Annotated in this window: 15 protein-coding genes and 1 other RNA gene; 14 read left to right on the forward strand and 2 right to left on the reverse strand. The window is 62.4% G+C overall.

Annotated features, from left to right (window positions below):
* Positions 1-4: 4 nt before the first annotated feature.
* Entirely contained in the window at positions 5-379 is a 375-nt protein-coding gene (locus tag ACIN8IBEIGE_RS02295) for a YraN family protein (RefSeq protein WP_178124318.1), read from the reverse strand.
* A complete protein-coding gene (locus ACIN8IBEIGE_RS02300; protein ID WP_160013230.1) occupies positions 376-2,187 on the reverse strand; it encodes a penicillin-binding protein activator in 1,812 nt (603 codons plus the stop codon). The genes ACIN8IBEIGE_RS02295 and ACIN8IBEIGE_RS02300 overlap by 4 nt, the downstream gene beginning before the upstream one ends.
* A gap of 125 nt (positions 2,188-2,312) precedes the next feature.
* Between ACIN8IBEIGE_RS02300 and rsmI the strand changes: the two genes are divergently transcribed.
* The 14 genes from rsmI (at position 2,313) to ACIN8IBEIGE_RS02370 (ending at position 17,261) form a co-directional block, all read left to right on the forward strand.
* Positions 2,313-3,185, forward strand: coding sequence for a 16S rRNA (cytidine(1402)-2'-O)-methyltransferase (rsmI, locus tag ACIN8IBEIGE_RS02305; RefSeq protein WP_160013231.1), 873 nt, complete (start codon positions 2,313-2,315; stop codon positions 3,183-3,185).
* A 41-nt stretch (positions 3,186-3,226) separates the two neighbouring features.
* Positions 3,227-3,585, forward strand: an RNA gene (gene rnpB, locus ACIN8IBEIGE_RS02310) — RNase P RNA component class A.
* Between the two features lie 308 nt (positions 3,586-3,893).
* The gene (gene mraZ / locus ACIN8IBEIGE_RS02315; protein WP_090249128.1) at positions 3,894-4,349 is read left to right on the forward strand and encodes a division/cell wall cluster transcriptional repressor MraZ; all 456 of its coding nucleotides are present in this window, start codon (positions 3,894-3,896) and stop codon (positions 4,347-4,349) included.
* Between the two features lie 2 nt (positions 4,350-4,351).
* Positions 4,352-5,293, forward strand: a complete 942-nt coding sequence (gene rsmH / locus ACIN8IBEIGE_RS02320) for a 16S rRNA (cytosine(1402)-N(4))-methyltransferase RsmH (protein WP_178124319.1) — start codon at positions 4,352-4,354, stop codon at positions 5,291-5,293.
* Positions 5,290-5,583 (forward strand): cell division protein FtsL, encoded by a 294-nt coding sequence (gene ftsL / locus ACIN8IBEIGE_RS02325; RefSeq protein ID WP_160013233.1) that lies wholly within the window; start codon positions 5,290-5,292, stop codon positions 5,581-5,583. Before rsmH ends, ftsL begins: the two co-directional genes overlap by 4 nt.
* The gene (locus ACIN8IBEIGE_RS02330; RefSeq protein WP_372239978.1) at positions 5,580-7,322 is read left to right on the forward strand and encodes a peptidoglycan D,D-transpeptidase FtsI family protein; all 1,743 of its coding nucleotides are present in this window, start codon (positions 5,580-5,582) and stop codon (positions 7,320-7,322) included. The genes ftsL and ACIN8IBEIGE_RS02330 overlap by 4 nt, the downstream gene beginning before the upstream one ends.
* Positions 7,322-8,785 carry a UDP-N-acetylmuramoyl-L-alanyl-D-glutamate--2,6-diaminopimelate ligase gene (locus ACIN8IBEIGE_RS02335; protein WP_160013234.1) on the forward strand — a complete coding sequence of 488 codons (1,464 nt, stop codon included), beginning with the start codon at positions 7,322-7,324 and terminating at the stop codon, positions 8,783-8,785. The genes ACIN8IBEIGE_RS02330 and ACIN8IBEIGE_RS02335 overlap by 1 nt, the downstream gene beginning before the upstream one ends.
* Positions 8,778-10,148, forward strand: coding sequence for a UDP-N-acetylmuramoyl-tripeptide--D-alanyl-D-alanine ligase (gene murF / locus ACIN8IBEIGE_RS02340; protein WP_160013235.1), 1,371 nt, complete (start codon positions 8,778-8,780; stop codon positions 10,146-10,148). The genes ACIN8IBEIGE_RS02335 and murF overlap by 8 nt, the downstream gene beginning before the upstream one ends.
* Complete coding sequence (gene mraY, locus ACIN8IBEIGE_RS02345) at positions 10,148-11,230, forward strand: phospho-N-acetylmuramoyl-pentapeptide-transferase (protein ID WP_160013236.1); 1,083 nt, start codon at positions 10,148-10,150, stop codon at positions 11,228-11,230. Before murF ends, mraY begins: the two co-directional genes overlap by 1 nt.
* Before the next feature lie 7 nt (positions 11,231-11,237).
* Complete coding sequence (gene murD / locus ACIN8IBEIGE_RS02350; protein ID WP_160013237.1) at positions 11,238-12,584, forward strand: UDP-N-acetylmuramoyl-L-alanine--D-glutamate ligase; 1,347 nt, start codon at positions 11,238-11,240, stop codon at positions 12,582-12,584.
* Positions 12,584-13,810: a putative lipid II flippase FtsW gene (gene ftsW / locus ACIN8IBEIGE_RS02355; protein WP_160016288.1), complete on the forward strand. Its 1,227-nt coding sequence runs from the start codon at positions 12,584-12,586 to the stop codon at positions 13,808-13,810. Before murD ends, ftsW begins: the two co-directional genes overlap by 1 nt.
* A complete protein-coding gene (gene murG / locus ACIN8IBEIGE_RS02360) occupies positions 13,800-14,870 on the forward strand; it encodes an undecaprenyldiphospho-muramoylpentapeptide beta-N-acetylglucosaminyltransferase (protein WP_160013238.1) in 1,071 nt (356 codons plus the stop codon). Before ftsW ends, murG begins: the two co-directional genes overlap by 11 nt.
* A 34-nt stretch (positions 14,871-14,904) precedes the next feature.
* Complete coding sequence (gene murC / locus ACIN8IBEIGE_RS02365) at positions 14,905-16,314, forward strand: UDP-N-acetylmuramate--L-alanine ligase (protein WP_218579712.1); 1,410 nt, start codon at positions 14,905-14,907, stop codon at positions 16,312-16,314.
* Complete coding sequence (locus ACIN8IBEIGE_RS02370; RefSeq protein WP_160013240.1) at positions 16,311-17,261, forward strand: D-alanine--D-alanine ligase; 951 nt, start codon at positions 16,311-16,313, stop codon at positions 17,259-17,261. Before murC ends, ACIN8IBEIGE_RS02370 begins: the two co-directional genes overlap by 4 nt.
* The last annotated feature ends 2 nt before the right edge of the window (positions 17,262-17,263 follow it).

A 17,263-nucleotide genomic window follows, 5' to 3' on the forward strand; every position in this document is an offset into this window, starting at 1 on the left:
CTGTTCAGGTATCAAAGGCGTTTTGAATCCAGTCCAGTTGCGCGGGGGCTTGGCTGTCGGCGTTTATGGCAATCACATCAAAACGGCATGGGTACTTGGCCCAGCGTGATTCTTGTTGCAGGAAGTGCTGAGCGGCGCGGCTGAGTTTCTCACGTTTGCGTGCATCCACGCTCTCTGCTGCGCCGCCCCAGGCGCTATGGCGCCGATAGCGAACTTCTACGAATACTACTGTATCGGCGTCGAGCATGACCAGATCGAGCTCGCCGAGACGGCAGCGCCAGTTCTGTGCCAGCAGGCGCAGGCCGTGTTGTTCGAGATGCTGCCGTGCCTGGGCTTCGGCAGCGTCTCCGCGTTGTTGCGTGCTAATGCGCTCGCTCAATTGATACTGTCGGGCAGCGGTTGTACCTGGCCATCACGGAACTCGGCCCAAGGCAGCTGGCGCTCGATGCGCTGGCTCGGGTTCAGGCTCAGGTTGCCGGACAGGCCCTGCAGGCGAGTCTCGGGCAAGGCTTTGAGTTGGTTCAGGCGTGGTGCCAGCTGGTAGGCGTCGGCGCCCATGGCATACAGACGGCCGAGGCTGCCACCGGCCTGTGGCCATTGCGTGCTGGCTTGCTGGCGCAGTGGGTCGTTGACGTTCAGCAGCCAAGGGGTTTCACAGAACATGATGCCGTTGAGGTCGATGTACTGTGCCTGGTTGTAGGTGCCGGTAAACAGGTGTGAAGTGGCATATACCGGTACATCGCCGGCGTATTGGAAGGCCAGGGTTGGCTTGATCTGTTGGGCCTGTTGTGGCGTGGCGGCGAGGAAGATGAAGTCGACATCGCGACGGCGCGACGGCGCGGCGGCTACCGAGGTGCCTAGGGTGTTTCGCAGGCGCTTGCTGCGCGTTTCGCTTTCGCGCAGCTGGAACAGGTCGGCGATCTGTCGGGCCAGTTCTACGGGCTGATCAACATGTTCTGCTGCAATCAGGGTACCGCCCTGGGCTTGCCAGCTCTGGCGGAAGGCCGCGAGTACGCGATCACCCCATTCACCGTTGGGTACCAGCGCTACGGCGCGGCGCATGCCGTCGGCCCAGGCGCGGCGAGCGGCCTCGCGGGCCTCATCTTCGGCGGCGAGGCCGAACTGGAACAGTTGCGCCGGGCCTTCCTGGCTGCCTTCGCTGTAGTTCAGGGCCAGGGTTGTGATGGGTAGCTGTTCGCGGCTGCTCAGCTGGCTGACCAGGTTCTTTTCCAGAGGGCCGATCACCAGTTGCACGCCGGCGGCCTGGGCTTGGGTGTAGAAGGCGTCCATCGAGCCGATGCGTGAACTATCGAAAATCTGAATATTCGGAGGGTTCTGTCCGGCTTGCTGCGCCTGGTAGTGCGCGGCCAGGAAACCGTCGCGCAGGGCGCGAGCCACGCTGGCCAGTTGGCCATCTTGTGGTAGTAGCAGGGCGATCTCGGTCAGTGGTTGACTGGACAGCTTTTTCAGCTCGACCAGCGCCTGCGGCAGTTGTTGTGCGGCAGGGTGTTGCGGGTTGGCTGCAACCCAGGCATCGATAGCGCGTTGCTGCTGTTCCAGCGTGCCGGCGCTCTTGGATGCGCGGGCCAGCTCCAGCCAGCCGTCGAGGTCAGCGTCGCCGCTGGCTTGTAATTCGCGTTGTGGCAGGCTGGAAACCTGTGCCCAGATGGCTTCCTGGTTGTCGGTGGCATTGGCACCATTGAGTAATGGGGCGATATAGGCGCGTTCGCGAGCGGCGGCCAGGGTCTGTCCGGTGGCTTGCAGGGCGTTGGCACGTACCAGTTGGCTGCGTACCTGCTGTTCAATAGGCAGCTCGCCGAGACGTTCCATGCTCGGGTGGCTGAGGGCGCGCAGGGCGGCCTTGGGTTTGCTGTGGCTCATGTCCAGTTCAGCGTGCAGGGTGCTGGCGTATATCTGCTGGGCCGGTTTCAGGCTTTCCAGTTGTACTTGCTCCAGAATGCTGCTGGCGCGGGCCAAATCCTTCTGTTTATAGGCCAGGTCTGCCGCCGACAAGCGCAGGGCCGCGGCTTGCTCTGCGGGGCTTTCGGCCGCTTGCTGCAGCAGTTGTTCGATGCTGGCTTGCGGTGTGCGTGGCAGCTCGCCCAGGGTCGATGAGGGCTGGCTGGCGCAGGCGGCGAGCAAGCCGGCAAGGCAGAGGATGGAGAGTGGGCGCAGGCAGGCGATCATGTAAGCGTTCCTGATACTTGATCAAATTGAGCGTCGAATTGTACCCAAGCCCGCCGGGTGACGCGATGTTGAAGGTTGGAAACGGGCTACAATGCGCGCTTTGCTGATTTTGAGAGGCCTGTGCTGTGACCACTTCCGCTGCTGCGAATTCGCCTTTAGGCAGTCTTTATGTGGTGGCAACGCCGATTGGTAACCTGGATGACATCAGTGCGCGCGCGCTGACTATCCTGCGCAGCGTGGCCCTGATCGCCGCAGAAGATACCCGTCATTCCGCGCGGCTGATGCAGCACTTTGGCATCGGTACACCGCTGGCTGCCTGTCATGAGCACAATGAGCGCGATCAAGGGGGGCGCTTTCTCGCGCGGTTGCTGGCGGGCGACGATGTGGCGTTGATCTCTGACGCGGGTACGCCGCTGATTTCCGACCCAGGCTATCACCTGGTTCGTCAGGCGCGTGCTGCTGGCATTGCAGTGGTTCCAGTGCCGGGCGCGTGTGCGCTGATTGCGGCACTGTCGGCTGCTGGCTTGCCGTCGGATCGCTTTATTTTCGAGGGATTTCTGCCCGCCAAGGCAGCAGGGCGGCGCGCTCGGCTTGAGCTGGTAAAGGAAGAGCCGCGCACGCTGATCTTCTACGAGGCGCCGCACCGCATTCTTGAGTGCCTGCAGGATATGCAGGCGGTGTTTGGTGAACAGCGTCCGGCGCTGCTGGCGCGCGAACTGACCAAGACCTTCGAGACGCTAAAGGGTATGCCGCTCTCCGAGTTGGTCGCCTGGGTGGCTGGCGACAGTAATCAGCAGCGCGGCGAATGTGTGGTGCTGGTCGCGGGTTGGCAGGCGCCGGAAGGCGAGGAGGCTGTCAGTGCCAAAGCCATGCGCGTGTTGAATCTGCTCTTGGCGGAAATGCCGCTGAAACGCGCGGCAGCGCTGGCGGCGGAGATCACTGGGGTGCGCAAGAACCTGCTCTATCAGGTGGCGCTGGAGCAGCAGAAAGACGTTTAAACCTTGTTCTATGGGGCGCGGGCCGTTAACCTTGCCCGCGGAGAGTCGATCGGACAGTCGCTGCCGTGTTGCGTTCTGCGTAATGCGGGGGAGGAAAGTCCGGGCTCCATAGGGCGGAGTGCCAGGTAACGCCTGGGAGGCGTGAGCCTACGGAAAGTGCCACAGAAAATAACCGCCTAAGCGCTTCGGTGCCGGTAAGGGTGAAAAGGTGCGGTAAGAGCGCACCGCGCGACTGGTAACAGTTCGTGGCTAGGCAAACCCCACTCGGAGCAAGACCAAATAGGGTTCCATTGGCGTGGCCCGCGCTGGAACCGGGTAGGTTGCTAAAGGCGTGCAGTGATGTACGTCGTAGAGGAATGACTGTCCTCGACAGAACCCGGCTTACAGATCGACTCTCCACCTTCCTCATTTATCCGCTTCACTGTTTCGCCTCCTTTCTAAGACCGAAAAAATCTTACTCTTAACAAATTACTTTAACTTCGTGTTTCAGCGTGCTGTGTTCGCTCATTTTTATATCCATTTCTTCGCGCTATTTCTCCGTTTTGCCCCTCTCAAAGTTCGCTAAATCGCCGTTCTATAAGGATTTTTCCCGCCAAGCGTGCCTTGACGGTGGGGGGCGTGCGTTCCTATAGTGTGCGCGAGTGGTAGGAAGTGGCACAAAGTGGGTTTCTTAGGCATGGATAGCCAATAAAAAGGGGTAGCGCGATCGTGTTTCGCGGAGCAAACGCCATCAGTCTCGACGCCAAGGGGCGACTCGCGATGCCAAGTCGGTATCGGGACGAGCTTGTGTCGCGTTGCGCCGGCCAGCTCATCGTCACGATTGATGCCATCGATCCGTGCCTCTGCGTCTATCCACTGTCCGAGTGGGAGCTGATTGAAGCCAAGCTCCGTGAACTCGCCTCCTTCCGCGAAGAAAACCGCCGCCTGCAGCGCTTGCTGATTGGCAACGCTGTTGACCTTGAGCTGGATGCCAGTGGTCGTTTCCTGGTGCCACCACGTCTGCGCGAGTACGCCAAGCTGGACAAGCGCGCGATGCTGGTCGGCCAGCTCAATAAATTCCAACTGTGGGATGAAGATGCCTGGAATGCTGTGGCCGATGCTGATCTGGCCGCGATCAAGCAACCGGGTGCTCTGTCCGACGACCTACGTGACCTGATCCTGTGACCATGACCAGCAATTTCCGCCACATCACTGTGCTACTCGACGAGGCTGTCGAAGGGCTGGCTGTGCGCGCGAATGGTTGCTACCTGGATGGCACCTTCGGGCGCGGCGGGCATAGTCGGCTGATCCTGGAAAAGCTCGGGCCAGATGGTCGCTTGCTAGGGTTTGACAAAGATCCCCTGGCAATCGCGACAGGGAATGCGCTGGCGGCCGAAGACGGCCGCTTTGTCGTTGTGCAGCGCAGCTTTGCCGAGCTGGCCGACGAGCTGGCGCAACGCGCTCTATGCGGCCAGGTCAGCGGCATTCTGCTCGATCTCGGCGTGTCCTCGCCGCAGCTGGATGACGCCGAGCGCGGCTTCAGCTTTATGAGCGACGGCCCGCTGGATATGCGCATGAATCCGGATGCTGGGGTCAGCGCGGCAGACTTCATTGCCAGCGCAGCCGAAGAAGAAATCGCTCGAGTATTCAAGGAATACGGTGAAGAGCGCTTCGCCAAGCGCATGGCCCGTGCCGTGGTGCTGCGTCGCGCCGAGCAGCCGTTTACCCGTACCGCTGATCTGGCTCAGGTGCTGACTATTGCCAACCCGGCCTGGGAGAAGGGCAAGAATCCGGCGACTCGCGCCTTCCAAGGGCTGCGCATCTATATCAACAACGAGCTGGGTGATCTGGAGAGCGGCCTCGACGCTGCATTGGAAAACCTCGAAGTGGGCGGCCGTCTGGTGGTGATCAGCTTCCATTCGTTGGAAGACCGCATCGTCAAACTCTTTATGCGCAAGCATGCCAAGGGTGAGGTGGACAAGCTGCCGCGTGATCTGCCGATCATCCCGAAAGCTTTCGAACCGCGCCTGAAACTGATTGGCAAGCCAGTGTTTGCTTCCGAGGCCGAGCTTGCGGCCAATCCGCGTTCGCGCAGCGCCGTGATGCGCATTGCCGAGAAAGTGCGATGAGCGCGCCCTTCGCCAAGCCATTGCCCGGCGGCAGCTTGCTGATGCTGCTGCTGTTTGTGGCTGTGCTGGTATCTGCGGTAGGGGTTTCCTACAGCGCGCACTGGAACCGTCAACTGCTTAATAAGCTGTATGCCGAACTCAGCGTGCGCGACAAGGCGCAGGCTGAATGGGGGAGGCTGATCCTTGAGCAGAGCACCTGGACCGCGCATAACCGTATCGAAACCCTGGCATCTGAACGCCTGAGCATGCGTATCCCGGATGCCGCCGAAGTACGCATGGTGGCGCCATGATGGGGCTTGAAGGCGCGCTCTATCCGTGGCGTTTCCGCCTGGTGCTGCTGCTGTTGGCACTCATGGTGGGCGCGATTGCCTGGCGTATTGTCGATCTGCAAGTGTTCGATCAGAGCTTCCTGCAGGCCCATGGCGACGCGCGCAGCGTGCGCCATATCCCGATTCCGGCGCACCGTGGGCTGATTACCGACCGCAATGGCGAACCTTTGGCCGTCAGCACGCCGGTGACCACTTTGTGGGCCAATGGCAAGGAACTGCAGAGCGGCAAGGCCAAGTGGAATGAGCTGGCGGCCGCCTTGGGTCAAGAGCCAAAAGCCTTCAGCGTGCGCTTGCAGGCCAATGCCGAGCGCGAATTTATGTACCTGGTGCGCGGCCTGACGCCTGAGCAGGGCCAGCGCATTCTCGATCTGAAAGTACCAGGCGTGTACGGCATCGAAGAATTCCGTCGCTTCTATCCGGCTGGCGAGGTGGCCGCCCATGTGGTGGGCTTTACCGACATCGATGACCGCGGCCGTGAAGGCATGGAACTGGCCTTCGAGGATTGGTTGGCCGGCGTGCCAGGCAAGCGTCAGGTACTCAAGGATCGGCGCGGACGGCTGATCAAGGACGTCCAGGTTGCACAGAATGCCAAGGCCGGTAAGGCCTTGGCATTGTCGATTGACCTGCGCCTGCAATACCTGGCCCACCGTGAACTGCGCAACGCCGTTACCGAGTTCGGCGCCAAGGCCGGCAGCCTGGTGCTGCTCGACGTGCAGACCGGTGAAGTGTTGGCCATGGTCAACCAGCCGACCTACAACCCGAACAACCGTCGCAACCTGCAGCCGGCTGCCATGCGCAACCGGGCGATGATCGATGTGTTCGAGCCTGGTTCGACCGTCAAGCCGTTCTCCATTGCCGCCGCCCTCGGTTCTGGCCGCTGGACCCCGGAAATGACCGTGGACACCGCGCCAGGTAGCCTGCGTATCGGCCGTTACACCATTCGTGACGTGTCGCGCGGCGGCGTGCTCAACCTGACTCAGATTCTGATGAAGTCGAGCAACGTCGGCATCAGCAAGGTGGCTTTCGATATCGGCGCCGAGCCGATTTACGCTGTGATGCAGCAAGTCGGCCTGGGCCAGGACACGGGCCTGAGCTTTCCCGGCGAGCGGGTCGGTAATCTGCCCAACTATCGCGTCTGGAAGCAGGCCGAGACCGCTACCCTGGCTTACGGCTACGGCCTTTCGGTGACCGCCGTGCAGCTGGCGCATGCCTACTCGGTGTTGGCCAATGACGGCAAGAACGTAAACCTGTCGATGGTGCGCCTGGATCGCCAGCCGGTTACTACCCAGGTGATTGACCAGCAGATCGCCAAAACCGTGCTTGGCATGCTCCAGTCCGTGGTTGAAGAGCCGGGTGGCGGTGGTGCGCGTGCCAAGGTGCCGGGCTACCACGTCGGTGGCAAGAGCGGCACTGCACGTAAAGCCGCGACTGGCGGCAGCAAGGGCTATGTCGACAAGGCCTACCGGTCCTTTTTTGCCGGTGTTGCGCCCATTGATAACCCGCGTATCGCCGCCGTGATCATGATTGATGAGCCGAGCGAAGGTGGTTACTACGGCGGCCTGGTTTCCGCGCCGGTATTTGGCAAGGTCATGGCCGGTGCGCTGCGGCTGATGAACGTCGCCCCGGACAACCTGCCGCCACCTGAGCCGGTCAAAGTTGAAACTGCAGCCGTTGATCCTCTTAAAGGAGGGCGTATCTGATGCCCATGCCCCTTAATCAGTTGCTGCCTGAAGCCGCCAGCTCGACTCTGATTCGTGAATTGACCCTGGACAGCCGCAAGGTGCGTCCGGGTGACCTGTTTCTGGCCGTACCTGGCACCCAGCAGGATGGCCGCGTGCATATCGCTGATGCGGTTGCCCGTGGTGCTGCCGCCGTGGCCTATGAAGCCGAAGGCGCCGCTGTGATGACCGCGCACAGTGCCGAGCTGGTTGCGCTCAAAGGCCTGGCTAATCAGTTGTCGGCAATTGCCGGACGCTTCTATGGGGAGCCAAGCCGTGGCCTGCACCTGATTGGTATCACTGGCACCAATGGCAAAACCAGCGTCAGTCAGCTACTGGCTCAGGCACTGGATCTGCTTGGCGAGCGCTGCGGCATCGTCGGCACTCTGGGTAATGGTTTCTATGGCGCGCTGGAGCAAGGGCGTCACACCACACCAGACCCGATAGGCGTGCAGGCGACCCTGGCTGACATGAAAAACGCCGGTGCCCGTGCCGTGGCCATGGAGGTGTCGTCCCACGGTCTGCATCAGGGGCGCGTCGCGGCCCTGGCGTTCGATGTGGCGGTACTGACCAATCTGTCGCGCGATCACCTGGATTACCACGGTTCGATGCAGGCGTATGCTGAGGCGAAAGCCGCGTTGTTTGCCTGGTCGGGCCTGCGTTGCCGCGTGCTCAATCTGGACGACGCCTTTGGGCGTGAGCTGGCTGCTGCCGAGCACGAGTCGCGCCTGCTCAGTTACAGCCTGATCGACGCTGACGCCTACCTGTATTGCCGCGACGCACAGTTCGACGAGCAGGGCGTACGCGCGACCTTGGTCACCCCGCGTGGTGAAGGCAGCCTGCGCAGCTCGCTGCTTGGTCGCTTCAACCTGAGCAACCTGCTGGCAGTGGTCGGTGCGCTGCTCGGTCTGGATTACCCGCTGGATGAAATTCTCAAGGTGCTGCCACAGCTACAGGGCCCGATTGGCCGTATGCAGCGCCTGGGCGGCGGTAAAAAGCCGCTGGTGGTGGTGGATTACGCACACACACCGGATGCCTTGGAAAAAGTTCTTGAAGCCCTGCGCCCGCACGTCAAAGGTCGTTTGCTGTGCCTGTTCGGCTGTGGCGGTGATCGCGACAGTGGTAAGCGCCCGCTGATGGCTGCGGTAGTTGAGCGTCTGGCCGATGGCGTGCTGGTGACCGATGACAACCCGCGCACCGAAGTACCTGCACAGATTTTCAGCGATATTCGCGCCGGTTTTGCCGCGCCAGAGTCCGTGCAATTCGTTCATGGTCGTGGCTTGGCGATTGCCCAGTTGATTGCCGCTGCCAGTGCCGATGACGTGCTGGTCCTGGCCGGCAAGGGGCATGAGGACTATCAGGAAATCAACGGCGTGCGTCAGCCGTTCTCCGACCTGGTCGAGGCGGCTAACGCTTTGGCGGCATGGGAGGTGGCGCATGCTTAAGCCTCTGCGGTTGAGCGAAGTGGCTGCCTCATTGGCTGCCCGGGTGATCGGTGCGGACGTGGCATTCAGCGCAGTCAGCAGCGACAGCCGCGCGATTCAGCCGGGTCAACTGTTTGTCGCCCTGGCCGGTCCGCGCTTCGATGGCCATGACTACCTGGCTGAAGTCGCCGGCAAAGGCGCAGTGGCGGCCCTGGTTGAGCGTGAAGTGGCGAACGCGCCGCTGCCGCAACTGCTGGTCGCCGATACCCGTCTGGCCCTCGGCCAGCTGGGCGCGCTGAATCGTCAGGCGTTCACCGCGCCACTGGTCGCCATTACCGGCTCCAGCGGCAAGACCACCGTGAAAGAAATGCTCGCCAGCATCCTGCGTGAAGGCCTGCAGGGCCCGGTACTGGCGACTCGTGGCAACCTCAATAATGACCTTGGTGCGCCGCTGACCCTGCTGGAGCTGGCGCCTGAGCATGTCGCTGCAGTGATCGAACTGGGCGCCAACCATGTCGGCGAAATCGCCTACACCGTCGGCCTGACCCAGCCGCAGGTGGCCGTCATCAACAATGCCGGTAACGCTCATGTCGGCGAGTTTGGCGGCCCGGAAAAGATTGTCGAAGCCAAGGGCGAAATCCTCGAAGGCCTGAGCGACAGCGGCGTGGCCGTGCTCAACCTCGACGACAGCGCCTTTGCTATCTGGCAGCAGCGCGCCCAGGGCCGTGCGGTCAGCAGTTTCGCTCTGCGCAATCCGGCTGCTGAGGTTTATGCCAGCGAACTTGCTCGCGATGCCCGTGGCTGCTCAGCCTTTACCCTGCACTGCGCCAGCGGTCAGGCACGTATTCAGCTCAATCTGCTCGGCGAGCACAACGTCGCCAATGCCCTGGCGGCTGCGGCTGCTGCCCAGGCGCTGGGCCTGGCCCCTGCGGCGATCAAGGCCGGGCTGGAAAGCCTGCAGCCGGTCAAGGGGCGCGCCGTTGCGCAGATCGCAGCGAACGGCCTGCGGGTTATCGACGACAGCTACAACGCCAATCCGGCATCCGTCTGTGCAGCCATCGATATCCTCGCCGGCTTCCCGGGTCGCCGCGTGCTGGTGCTGGGCGATATCGGCGAGTTGGGCGAATGGGCCGAGCAAGGCCATCGCCAGGTCGGCAGTTATGCCGTTGGCAAGGTTGACGCGCTGTATGCCGTCGGCCCGCTGATGGCTTACGCAGTGGCTGAGTTTGGCGCGGCGGCTCGGCATTTTGCCGACCAGGCCAGCCTGATTGCTGCGCTGCAAGGCGAGCAGGGCGACACCACCCTTCTAATTAAAGGTTCACGCAGTGCGGCAATGGAAAAAGTCGTCGCGGCACTGTGTGGCACATCCGGGGAGATTCACTAATGCTGCTGCTGCTGGCGGAATACCTGCAACAGTTCCACAAGGGTTTCGCAGTGTTTCAGTACCTGACACTGCGCGGCATCCTCGGCGTGCTCACCGCGCTGGCGCTGTCGTTGTGGCTCGGCCCATGGATGATCCGCACTCTGCAGATCCGCCAGATCGGCCAGGCGGTACGCAACGATGGCCCGCAGTCGCACCTGTCGAAAAAGGGCACGCCGACCATGGGCGGTGCGCTGATTCTCTCGGCCATCGCCGTCAGCACCCTGCTCTGGGCTGACCTGTCCAACCGCTATGTCTGGGTGGTGTTGGCCGTCACCCTGCTGTTTGGTGCCATCGGCTGGGTCGACGATTACCGCAAGGTGATCGAAAAGAACTCGCGGGGCCTGCCAAGCCGCTGGAAGTACTTCTGGCAGTCGGTGTTCGGTCTGGGGGCAGCCCTGTTCCTTTATATGACCGCACAAAGCCCGGTGGAAACCACCCTGATCCTGCCGATGCTCAAGGATTTCGGTCTGGAACTGGGTCTGGGCTTCGTGGTGCTGACCTACTTTGTGATCGTCGGCTCGAGCAACGCGGTCAACCTGACTGACGGCCTCGATGGCCTGGCCATTCTGCCCACCGTGATGGTCGGCGGCGCGCTGGGGATCTTCTGCTACCTGTCGGGTAACGTGAAGTTCGCCGAATACCTGTTTATTCCCTACGTGCCGGGTGCGGGTGAGCTGATCGTGTTCTGCGCCGCCCTGGTCGGTGCTGGCCTCGGTTTTCTCTGGTTCAACACCTACCCGGCGCAAGTATTTATGGGTGATGTCGGTGCGCTGGCCTTGGGCGCGGCCCTGGGCACCATCGCGGTGATCGTTCGCCAGGAAGTGGTGCTGTTCATCATGGGCGGCATCTTCGTGGTGGAAACCCTGTCGGTGATCATTCAGGTTGCCAGCTTCAAGCTGACCGGCAAGCGCGTGTTCCGCATGGCGCCGATCCATCACCACTTTGAACTGAAAGGCTGGCCCGAGCCGCGCGTAATCGTGCGCTTCTGGATCATCACCGTGATTCTGGTGCTGATCGGCCTTGCCACCTTGAAACTGCGTTGAGGAACCCATGACCCTGATCGCTTCTGACCACTTCCGCATCGTTGTCGGCCTCGGCAAGAGCGGCATGTCCCTGGTGCGCTTCCTCGCGCGTCAGGGCCTGCCGTTTGCTGTGGTCGACACCCGTGCCAACCCGCCGGAGCTCGCCACCTTGCGCGAGCAATTCCCGCAGGTGGAAGTGCGTTGTGGCGAGCTGGATGTGGAGTTCCTCTGCCGCGCCAGCGAGTTGCTGGTAAGCCCGGGTCTGGCCATCGCCACCCCGGCGCTGCAGGCTGCCGCTGCGCGCGGGGTCAAGCTGTCAGGTGATATCGACCTGTTCGCCCGTTATGCCAAGGCACCGATCGTGGCGATCACCGGTTCCAACGCCAAAAGCACGGTGACCACCCTGGTCGGAGAGATGGCCGCAGCGGCCGGCAAGAAGGTCGCCGTCGGTGGCAATCTGGGCACCCCGGCGCTGGATCTGCTGAATGATGAGATCGAGCTGTATGTCATGGAGCTGTCGAGCTTCCAGCTGGAAACCACCGACCAGCTCAACGCTGAAGTGGCGACCTGCCTGAATATCAGCGAAGACCACATGGATCGCTACGCCGATCTGCCGGCCTATCACCTGGCCAAGCACCGTATCTTCCGCGGCGCGCGGCAGGTGGTGGTGAACCGCGACGATGCGTTGTCGCGTCCGCTGGTGGCCGATCAACTGCCATGCTGGTACTTCGGTCTGGGCAAACCGGACTTCAAGCGTTTCGGTTTGCTTGAAGAAGATGGCGAGAAATCCCTGGCGTACCAGTTCGCTGCGCTGCTGCCGGTGCGTGAACTGAAGATTCGTGGTACACACAACCAGTCCAACGCCCTCGCAGCGCTGGCTCTGGGCCATGCCGTGGGCCTGCCGTTCGAGCCGATGTTGGCCACCCTCAAGCAGTTCGCTGGCCTGCCGCATCGCTGCCAATGGGTTGGCGAGCGTAATGCCGTGAGCTACTACGACGACTCCAAGGCCACCAACGTCGGTGCCGCGCTGGCTGCCATCGAAGGCTTGGGCGCGGATATCAGCGGCAAGCTGGTGCTGATCGCTGGGGGCGATGGCAAGGGTGCGGATTTCTCGGCGCTGAAGGCACCAGTCGGCAAGTTCTGCCGCGCCGTGGTGCTGCTTGGCCGTGATGCCGAGTTGCTGGCTGAGGCACTGGGCGATACCGCCCCGCTGGTCCGGGTCAAGACCCTGGAAGAGGCTGTACAACGTGCCGCCGAGCTGGCTGAACAGGGCGATGCAGTGCTGCTGTCGCCGGCCTGCGCCAGCCTGGACATGTTCAAGAATTTTGAAGAGCGTGGGCGTCTGTTCGCCCAGGCAGTGGAGGGGTTGCAATGATGCTTGCCCGTCTGCTCGCCGCCCCTTCGCCGCTGCATACCCGTCGCGGTATCGACCTGGATTTCCCGCTGTTGGCCGGTTGTCTGGCGCTGCTCGGCTTGGGCCTGGTGATGATTGCCTCGGCCTCTTCGGAAGTGGCAGCTGTGCAGTCGGGTAACCCGCTGTATCACATGATCCGTCACCTGATTTATCTGGCCATTGGTACCGTTGCTGCACTGGCAACCCTGATGGTGCCGATGGCGCTGTGGCAGCGTTACAGCGGCATGCTGCTGTTGGCGGCGGTGGTGTTGCTGATTCTGGTACTGCTGCCGGGCATTGGCCGTGAGGTCAACGGTGCCAAGCGCTGGATCGGCCTGGGCGTGTTCAACCTGCAGCCGTCCGAGTTGGCCAAACTGTTTAGTGTGATGTTTATCGCCGCCTACCTGGTGCGTCGTCAGGAAGAGGTTCGTGAGAAGCTCACCGGCTTTATCAAACCGATGCTGGTACTGGGCCCGATTGCTGCGCTGCTGCTTGCCGAGCCGGACTTCGGTGCCACTGTGGTACTGGTTGGCGCGGCCATCGCCATGCTGTTCCTCGGCGGGGTCAACCTGTTGCGCTTTATTCCGCTGGCGGCCTGCGTACTCGGCCTTGGTGTGCTGGTGATGACCAGTCAGGCCTATCGCCTGGAGCGCCTGACCAACTTTGTCGACCCCTGGGCGGACCAGTACGGTGCCGGTTATCAATTGAGCCAGGCGCTGATTGCCTTCGGTCGTGGCGAGTGGTTCGGCGTCGGTCTGGGTAACAGCGTGCAGAAGCAGTTCTACCTGCCGGAGGCGCATACCGACTTCGTGTTTGCCGTGCTGGCCGAAGAGCTGGGCATGGTTGGCGCACTGATCACCGTCGCCCTGTTCGTTTTCGTTAGCGTGCGCGCCCTGTATATCGGCCTGTGGGCGGAGAAGGCCAAGCAGTTTTTCTCGGCCTATGTGGCCTACGGCCTGGCTTTTCTATGGATCGGCCAGGTGCTGATCAATATCGGCGTGAACGTTGGCCTGCTGCCGACCAAGGGCCTGACCCTGCCATTCCTCAGCTACGGCGGCAGCTCGCTGGTGATCTGCTGCGTCAGTCTGGCGTTGTTGTTGCGTATCGAGTGGGAGCGGCGCACCCAGCTGGGCAGCGAGGATGTCGACTTCAAGGAATCAGATTTCTTCGAAGGCCAGTCCGCCGAGGAGGTTCAGCATGCGCGGTAATGTGCTGATCATGGCCGGTGGCACCGGTGGGCATGTATTCCCGGCGCTGGCCTGCGCCCGCGAGTTCAAGGCGCGTGGTTACAGCGTGCATTGGCTGGGTACGCCGCGTGGTATTGAGAATGAACTGGTGCCGGCGTCTGGTCTGCCACTGCATCTGATCGATGTCACTGGCCTGCGTGGCAAGGGCAAGCTGTCGCTGCTGAAAGCACCGTTCCAGCTGCTCAAGGCGCTGTTCCAGGCGCGCAAGGTGATGCGCGAGCTGCAGCCAGTGTGTGTGCTGGGCATGGGGGGGTATGTCACTGGCCCCGGCGGCCTGGCAGCGCGGATGAGTGGCGCGCCGCTGATTATCCACGAGCAGAATGCCGTGGCCGGTACTGCCAACCGTAGCCTGGTGCCATTCGCCAGCCGCGTCTGCGAAGCCTTCCCGAATACCTTCGGCAACAGCGCCAAGCGCCGTACCACCGGCAACCCGGTGCGTGAAGAGCTGTTCCTGGAAACCCCGCGTGATTCGCTGCGCAATCGCCAGCCGCGTTTGCTGGTGCTGGGCGGCAGCCTGGGCGCCGAACCGCTGAACAAATTGCTGCCTGAAGCCCTGGCGCTGGTGGCGGCTGAGCTGCGCCCTGAAGTCTTCCATCAGGCCGGCAAGCAACATGATGCAATTACCACTGAACGCTATGCCGCGGTTGGCGTCGAAGCGACCGTTGCGCCGTTTATTAAGGACATGGCGCGGGCCTACGCCTGGGCCGACCTGGTGGTGTGCCGGTCCGGCGCGCTGACCGTCAGCGAGCTGGCCGCCGCCGGCCTGCCGGCGTTCCTGTTGCCGCTGCCGCACGCGATCGACGATCACCAGACCCGCAATGCCGATTATCTGGCCAGTGCCGGCGCTGCCGTACTGCTGCCACAACGTTCCACTGACGCCGCCAAGCTGGCCGCGCAGCTGACCGAGGTTTTGATGCACCCCGAACAACTTACTCAAATGGCGCAGACGGCTCGTCGCCTGGCCAAGCCCGATGCAACCTGCACCGTTGTCGATATCTGCCTGGAGGTGGCCCGTGGCTAAGTCTCCCGCCGCTGCACGTTCGGAAATCCGCCGGATGCGCCGCATTCGCCGTATCCACTTCGTTGGCATCGGTGGTGCCGGCATGTGCGGTATCGCCGAAGTGCTGCTCAACCTGGGTTATGAAGTCTCCGGCTCCGACCTCAAGGCCTCGGCCGTGACCGAGCGCCTGGAAACCTTCGGCGCGCAGATCTTTATCGGCCATCGTGCCGAGAACGCTGAACAGGCCGATGTGCTGGTGGTCTCCAGCGCGGTAAATACCAGCAACCCAGAGGTTGCCACGGCCCTTGAGCGTCGCATCCCGGTGGTGCCGCGCGCCGAGATGCTCGCCGAGCTGATGCGCTACCGCCACGGCATTGCCGTGGCTGGCACCCATGGCAAGACCACCACCACCAGCCTGCTGGCCTCGGTGTTCGCTGCTGGCGGCCTGGACCCGACGTTCGTCATCGGTGGCCGGCTGAATGCTGCCGGCACCAACGCCCAGCTGGGCAGCAGCCGTTACCTGATCGCCGAAGCCGATGAGAGTGACGCCAGCTTCCTGCACCTGCAGCCGATGGTCTCGGTGGTCACCAATATCGACATGGACCACATGAGCACCTATGGCGGCGACTTCAACAAGTTGAAGAAAACCTTCATCGAGTTCCTCCACAACCTGCCGTTCTACGGTCTGGCGGTGATGTGTGTGGACGACCCGATCGTGCGCGAAATTCTGCCGCAGGTGGCCCGTCCGACCGTGACCTACGGCTTTGACGAGGGCGCCGATGTGCGTGCAATCAATGTGCGCCAACAGGGCATGCAAACCTTCTTCACCGTGCTGCGCCGCGACCGCGAGCCGCTGGATGTATCGGTGAACATGCCGGGCAACCACAACGTGCTGAACGCCCTGGCTACCATCGCCATCGCCAGCGACGAAGGCATCAGCGATGAAGCCATCGTTCAGGGCCTGTCGGGCTTCCAGGGTGTGGGTCGACGCTTTCAGGTTTACGGCGAACTGCCGGTGGATGGCGGCAGCGTGATGCTGGTCGACGATTACGGCCACCACCCGCGTGAAGTCGCGGCGGTGATCAAGGCCGTGCGTGGTGGTTGGCCGGAGCGCCGCCTGGTGATGGTCTATCAGCCGCACCGCTTCAGCCGCACCCGCGACCTGTATGACGATTTCGTGCAGGTGCTCGGTGATGCCCAGGTGCTGTTGCTGATGGAAGTCTACCCGGCCGGTGAAGCGCCGATTCCGGGTGCCGACAGCCGCAACCTGTGCCACAGCATCCGTCAGCGCGGCCAGCTCGACCCGATCTATATCGAGCGCGGTGTGGACCTCGCACCCATCGTCAAGCCGCTGCTACGCGCTGGCGACATTCTTCTCTGCCAAGGTGCCGGCGATATCGGCGGCCTGGCTCCGCAACTGTTGCAAAGTCCGCTGTTCGCGGCAGCTGAAGGTAAGACGAAATGAGTGCTGCCAGTCTGCAATCACAATTTCCGGTCAGCGCCTTCGGGCGTGTGGCCGTGTTGTTCGGCGGCAAGAGCGCCGAGCGTGAAGTCTCGCTGAAGTCCGGCAATGCCGTACTGCAAGCGCTGTTGGACGCGGGCGTGGATGCGTTCGGCATCGACGCGGGTGATGACTTGCTGCAGCGCCTGACGGCCGAGAAAATCGATCGCGCCTTTATCGTGCTGCACGGCCGTGGTGGCGAAGACGGCTCGATGCAGGGCCTGCTCGAATGCGCGGGGATTCCTTACACCGGCAGCGGCATCCTGGCTTCGGCGCTGGCCATGGACAAGCTACGCACCAAGCGCGTGTGGCTGAGCCTCGGCCTGCCGACCCCGGCCCACGCTGCGCTGGCTTGTGAAGCTGATTGCCATGCGGCGGCTGCCGAACTAGGTTTCCCGCTGTTCGTCAAGCCGGCCCATGAGGGCTCGAGCATTGGTATGGCCAAGGTGGGCGATGTCGACGCGCTGATCGCCGCCTGGAAGGACGCCAGCCGTTACGACTCGCAGGTGCTGGTCGAGCAGATGATCGCCGGCCCCGAGTTCACCATCGCCATGCTGCGTGGCCAGGTGTTGCCGCCGATTGCTTTGGGCACGCCGCACAGCTTCTACGACTACGACGCCAAGTACCTGGCCAATGACACCCAGTACCGCATTCCGTGCGGCCTCTCGGCGGAGAAGGAAGCCGAGCTGAAAGACCTCACCGCCCGTGCCTGTGAAGCGGTCGGCACCCAGGGCTGGGCCCGCGCCGACGTGATGCAAGACGCCGACGGCAAGTTCTGGCTGCTGGAAGTCAACACCGTGCCGGGCATGACCGATCACAGCCTGGTGCCGATGGCGGCTCGTGCTGCGGGTCTGGATTTTCAACAACTGGTGTTGGCGATTCTGGCCGACAGCCTTGAGGCACGGGGTTAAGT

The organism is Pseudomonas sp. 8BK (assembly GCF_902506475.1).
Lineage (GTDB): Bacteria > Pseudomonadota > Gammaproteobacteria > Pseudomonadales > Pseudomonadaceae > Aquipseudomonas > Aquipseudomonas anguilliseptica.

What these genes read in the sequence shown, in the direction of transcription:
- ACIN8IBEIGE_RS02300 (WP_160013230.1), bottom strand. Translation starts at nt 2,187, where the DNA reads ATGATCGCCTGCCTGCGCCCACTCTCCATCCTCTGCCTTGCCGGCTTG.
- rsmH (WP_178124319.1), top strand. Translation starts at nt 4,352, where the DNA reads ATGACCAGCAATTTCCGCCACATCACTGTGCTACTCGACGAGGCTGTC.
- ftsL (WP_160013233.1), top strand. Translation starts at nt 5,290, where the DNA reads ATGAGCGCGCCCTTCGCCAAGCCATTGCCCGGCGGCAGCTTGCTGATG.
- ACIN8IBEIGE_RS02330 (WP_372239978.1), top strand. Translation starts at nt 5,580, where the DNA reads ATGATGGGGCTTGAAGGCGCGCTCTATCCGTGGCGTTTCCGCCTGGTG.
- ACIN8IBEIGE_RS02335 (WP_160013234.1), top strand. Translation starts at nt 7,322, where the DNA reads ATGCCCATGCCCCTTAATCAGTTGCTGCCTGAAGCCGCCAGCTCGACT.
- murF (WP_160013235.1), top strand. Translation starts at nt 8,778, where the DNA reads ATGCTTAAGCCTCTGCGGTTGAGCGAAGTGGCTGCCTCATTGGCTGCC.
- mraY (WP_160013236.1), top strand. Translation starts at nt 10,148, where the DNA reads ATGCTGCTGCTGCTGGCGGAATACCTGCAACAGTTCCACAAGGGTTTC.
- murD (WP_160013237.1), top strand. Translation starts at nt 11,238, where the DNA reads ATGACCCTGATCGCTTCTGACCACTTCCGCATCGTTGTCGGCCTCGGC.
- ftsW (WP_160016288.1), top strand. Translation starts at nt 12,584, where the DNA reads ATGCTTGCCCGTCTGCTCGCCGCCCCTTCGCCGCTGCATACCCGTCGC.
- murG (WP_160013238.1), top strand. Translation starts at nt 13,800, where the DNA reads ATGCGCGGTAATGTGCTGATCATGGCCGGTGGCACCGGTGGGCATGTA.
- murC (WP_218579712.1), top strand. Translation starts at nt 14,905, where the DNA reads ATGCGCCGCATTCGCCGTATCCACTTCGTTGGCATCGGTGGTGCCGGC.
- ACIN8IBEIGE_RS02370 (WP_160013240.1), top strand. Translation starts at nt 16,311, where the DNA reads ATGAGTGCTGCCAGTCTGCAATCACAATTTCCGGTCAGCGCCTTCGGG.